The organism is Streptomyces sp. NPDC001380 (genome assembly GCF_042895785.1).
In the GTDB taxonomy this organism is placed as follows: Bacteria; Actinomycetota; Actinomycetes; order Streptomycetales; family Streptomycetaceae; genus Peterkaempfera.
Genome location: NZ_JBIAWP010000057.1, coordinates 1 through 4,818, shown reverse-complemented (window position 1 = coordinate 4,818; position 4,818 = coordinate 1). Strand labels below are relative to the sequence as shown.

At 76.0% G+C, this 4,818-nt stretch carries 3 protein-coding genes; 2 read left to right on the top strand and 1 reads right to left on the bottom strand.

Translation table 11 applies throughout. The features are described 5' to 3' along the window. The first annotated feature begins 147 nt into the window (after window positions 1-147). Window positions 148-843, top strand: coding sequence for a 2-phospho-L-lactate guanylyltransferase (gene cofC, locus ACFY07_RS28455; protein ID WP_390872426.1), 696 nt, complete (start codon window positions 148-150; stop codon window positions 841-843). A 468-nt stretch (window positions 844-1,311) separates the two neighbouring features. On the opposite strand, the gene ACFY07_RS28450 is transcribed toward cofC, so the two are convergent. Further along, complete coding sequence (locus tag ACFY07_RS28450) at window positions 1,312-1,905, bottom strand: TetR/AcrR family transcriptional regulator (RefSeq protein ID WP_390872425.1); 594 nt, start codon at window positions 1,903-1,905, stop codon at window positions 1,312-1,314. Window positions 1,906-3,129: 1,224 nt separating this feature from the next. Here ACFY07_RS28450 and ACFY07_RS28445 point away from each other — a divergent pair. Continuing rightward, window positions 3,130-4,035 (top strand): NAD(P)H-binding protein, encoded by a 906-nt coding sequence (locus ACFY07_RS28445; RefSeq protein ID WP_390872424.1) that lies wholly within the window; start codon window positions 3,130-3,132, stop codon window positions 4,033-4,035. Window positions 4,036-4,818 lie beyond the last annotated feature (783 nt).

Below are 4,818 nucleotides of genomic sequence, written 5' to 3'. Positions count from 1 at the left end.
GCGCACCACCCTCTACGGCCAGGTCCCCGCCGAACGCCGCGCCGCAGCCCTCGCCTCCGACGGACACCTGCCGGAACTGCTGCCGCTGCTGGAGGCCGGCTCCTCCGACCGGCAGGACCCCCGGGCAGCCGCCCGGTCGGCAACGCAGTGACGGCCCTGCAGGCGGCCTGGACCGTCGTCCTGCCCGTGAAACCGTTCGCGGCGGCCAAGAGCCGGCTGGCCGGTGCGTCCTGTGCCTCCCGCAGGGCCCTGGCCCACGCCTTCTTCCGGGACACCCTGGAGGCGGTCCTCGGCACTGCGGCGGTCACCCGCGTCCTGGTGGTGACGGACGATCAGGAAGCGGCGGCAGAGGCCCGGTACGCGGGCGCGGTACCGGTACCCGACCGGCCACCAGCAGGACTCAACGCGGCCGTCCGCACAGCGGCCCGGCATGCGCAGATGCTCGGCCACAGCGGCGCGATCGCTGTCCTGACCGCCGACCTGCCCGCCCTGCGGAGCACCGAGCTGGCCACCGTGCTGCACGCGGCATCGGGACACCAGCGGGCCTTCCTCGCCGACCACGCGGGCTGCGGCACCACCGTCCTCACCGCCGCAGGCCCGCAGCGGCTGGAGCCGGCCTTCGAAGGGAACTCCCGCGACCGCCACCGCCGCACAGGGGCGTACGAGATCGTCGGCCTGGACGCGCCCGGCGCCCGGCTCGACATCGACACCCCCGACGACCTCCGGCTCGCCCGGCGACTCGGCCTGGGACCGCACACCCGGGCCGTCATCGCCCGGTCCGGCCCCGCCCCTTCCCCACGCCCGCGGCAACGACTCGGCACAAGCCCTCCGGATGCCCCCTGAGCCTGCTCCGTCCTGACGGACAGGGGTGGTGCGGCGGTCAGGCGGCGCGGGCGGTTCCGTCGTCGTGGAGGCTGCGGTGGCGGCAGGTCGCGCGCAGGGCGTCGGCGACCGGCCCGGTGCGGGTGGCCGGCGGCGGCCTGGACCCGGCGGCCCCGGTCGCGGACCGCGGTCCCGGTCAGGCCGGCACCCCGGGCGGCCTGCCCGACCGGGCGGTCACCGCGCCCGCACGGCTCGACGGTCCCGGCCTCGGCCCCCGGCGTGAACGGGCGCCGCCGGGGGCAGGGCCTCTCCTCCCCCGTGCCCTCCAGGGGGACGTCCTTGCGGGGACTCAGCCCCTGCTCCCGGAGGTCCGTCGAACCGCACCAGGCCTCCACCCCGCCGCAGTTCCCGCTCCGCAACCAGGCGGCCCTCCTGCGCCGGCCGCCCACACGGCCCGGGATCGCCAGGGTGGGGGGTCGGCTCCAGGTGTCAGTCCGCCGTCGGCCAGGCCTTCATCGCGAGGTCGACGACCCGGTGCAGTTCCTCGCTGCTCGCACCGCCCACGGCCTGGACGGCCAGGCCCTGAAACACGGTGGCGAAGAAGCGGGCGAGATCCGCGGGGGACGCGTCGGCGGGGATCTCCCCCTCGTCCTGGGCCTTCTCCAGTCGCGCCCGCAGGGCCGTTTCGCCGGCAGCGCGGCGCCTGGCAAGCTCGGCGACGGCCTGCTCCGACCCTGGGGCAGCCGCGAGGCCGCCCTGCAGCGTCAGGCACCCGGGAGGGCAGTCGGGACGGGTCGTGGCATCCGCGCCGCCGCGCAGCAGGGCCTCGACGACCTGGAGGGCGGTGGGCTCGGTGAAAGCCTTCTGCATGTAGCCGGCCGGACCGTCCGCGTAGCGGTCGAGGACCTGCCGGAACAGTTCCTGCTTGTTGCCGAAGGTGTTGTACAGGCTCGGCGGGTTGATACCCATCGCGCTGGTGAGCTGTGCGATCCCGGCGCCCTCGTAGCCATGGCGCCAGAACACTTCGAGCGCCCGGTCCAGCACCTCGTCGACGTCGAAGGCCCGCGGCCGACCTCCAGCCATGGCGTCCTCTCACACATCGCAGAATTATAGTACGCGCTATGATATCGGATGCGCCCGCCACCGGACACACCCTCTCCGGACGGAGGCGGGGTCCGACAGGCAGCGTTCGGCACGGACCAGTCGGACGCGGTCGCGCCCGCCCAGGCGGCGGCCGCCGACCGTCCCCACCGGGGTGGTGCCGTGCCGTCCCCGGGTGCCTCCTCGGGGCGGTCGGCGGGTGAATCCCGGTTCGTCCTCGAAGCAGATCCATGCCCCGCAGGCCGCCGGCGCTCCTCCGCCTCCGCCCATGTCGCCTCCTTCGACGCCGCGACGGCCTGCTCGTCGCGCTCGGCCACCCGCCGCGCCCGCAGCTGCGGGCCGAAGCCCCGTCGGTGCATGAGCCGAGCGGCCCCGGGGACGCCGGAGAGGGCGTGGGACTTCCGGCCGGCCGGCGCGGCCACCCGGGCGGCGGTCCGCGCCCGGCCCTCCGCCCGGCCGTGCGCGGCCGGGCCCGGTCGGCCGCCCGGTCAACCGGTCGTCCAGCAGGTCCGCCGCCGGCCCGGCCGGACGGACCCCGTCAACCGCCTCGGCAGAGGCAGTCGCGTCGCTCACGGGGTGCTCCTTCCACGATCGGGAGCTGCACCGAAGACCGTGCGGACCGCCGGGCGCGCCCCGGCCGGCTGCCCGCCGCGGCCCGGACCGTCTCCGCGGCCCTCCCGCCCGGCGCCGCCGTCGGCGCCATCACGGACCTGAGCTACTTCAACGGCGCCCACGCGGCGGGTCCCGTGATCACACTCGCGGCCCGGGGAACCCTCGCGGCGGCCCTCCTCGCCCTGCGCTCCCGCCCGAAGCGGCGGCGCACCCCGACCACCGCCTGACCCCCGCACCCGGCCCCGGCGCCGGACGGGAGTCCGGCCGCGGACCCGGCGCCCCCGCGGGTCGGCACGACTGGACTCCCCCCGTGGGGCGGCACATCCTGGCTACCAGGTGCGTCCGGGACAAAAGCCCCGGGACGGCCGCCGACGAGGCGCCGTCGGGCCGTGTCCGGGGACGCGGAGCAGTCCGGCCGTCCGCGCACCGCAGTGGCCGGTCCGACACAGCCGGGGCGACGGGCCACGGCTCACCGACCCGCTGCACGGTCCCTCCGAAGACGCCGCCGTGCGGTGTCCCGCCCTCCCCGTTCCAGTCCCCGCCCGACCGTTCATCCCGGACCGACTCTCCGACCGTCCACAAGGAGACCGACCGATGACTGCAGACAACCTCGTCCTCATCGCCAACGCCGGCGGCGTGGGCCGCACGGTCCTCGAGCGGCTGCGGGCGCAGGACGTGCCGGTGCGCGTGATGGTCCGCCGCGACGACGACCGCGCGACCGCGCTGCGGGCGCTCGGCGCCGAGGTCGCCGTCGGCGACCTGACCCGGCCCGAGAGCGTCGACGCGGCACTGGAGGGCGTCAGGCGGATGTACTTCGCCATGCCCGTCTCCCCGGACCACCTGCTGGCGGCCACCGTGACGGCCACCGTGGCACGCGGGCACGCCGGACTGGACGGCCTGGTGGACATGTCCCAGATGACCGTGTCGCAGATGACCGCCACCAGCACCGCGGAGTCGTACCAGCAGCGGCTCCACTGGCTCGCGGAGCAGGTGCTGGACTGGTCGGGCCTGCCGGTGGTCCACATGCGTCCGACGTCGTTCCTGGACAATCCGCTGTTCACCACGCTGGCGGCGCGGTCGATCCGGGAGAACGGCACGATCGCGCTGCCGTTCGGCACCGGGCGCACCTCGCCGGTTGCCGTGGCCGACGTCGCCCGGGTGGTCGCCACCGTGCTCCGCGACCCGGCCCCGCACGTCGGGCACGTCTACGAACTGACCGGGCCCCGCACCGTCGGCATCGCCGAGATGGCGGAGGAGTTCTCACGGGCCCTGGGCCGTCCGGTCTCCTACGCGGACGTGCCGCTGGACCGGTGGCTGACCGAGGTGCTCGCCGCGGTCGGCCTCCCGCCGCACGCCGAGCAGCACATCGCCACCATGGCCCGGCTGCACCGCGAGAACCGCTACGACCGCGCCTCCGACGACGTCGAGCGCGTCACCGGTGTCCCCGCCCAGGGGATCGAGGCGTTCGTCGCCGCACACAAGGACCTCTACCTGGGCTGATCCCTCCCGGCCGGGACCGGCCCCGCCGGCAGCCCGAACCCTCCGCCCCACCGCCCCAGGAGGCATCCGATGCGATCCGCACAGAAGAGCCCCGACCCCGCCGAAGCGGCCCGCCGGGCCCGCTTCGGCAGGCTGCCGGAGCGCATCCGCGCTCTCCGCCGCCATCGCCGTGGGCTGCTTCGCCCAGGTCCTCTGACCGCCCGCACCGCGGGCCGGCCCCTCGGGGCTCCCCGGACTGCTGCCGGATCCGAGCGGTCTTCGGCACTGCGGCATCGCCGGTCCGGCGAGTCCGATCCGGCCCGGTGCGCGGGGCAGGACCGGGTCCCGGGTGCACCAACCTCCGGGAACCCCTCGTCCGGAACCCCGGAGGGCGGTGCGGACGTGCGCCGCCCGCGGCTGCCCGGGCGCCGCGGGGATCCGGGCCGCAGACCGGCCTGCGCGGCAGCCTCGCGCCGGACCGCCGTGCGGACCTGTGGCGGACGTGCGCGGAAGGCCGTTCAGGCCGTCCTCCCCGCCGCGCGGAACGACTCCGGCATGCCGCTCCGAGTGCAGCGCGGCACCTCCGGCAACCGGTTGCGCACGCTCCCGTCCGCTGCCGCCGGACGGACCGATCCCGCAGCGGGACGGGGCTGCCGCCCGGCACGGCGGGGGTACGGACCGCCTCATGAGAGTATATACTCGTAAAGTTGACGGGTGAGCACTGGAGGAGACCATGGCCCCTGAGTCGGCGGGCCCCGTCGGCCCGTGCAACAACATGGCCCTCCGCAAGGCATCCCGGTACCT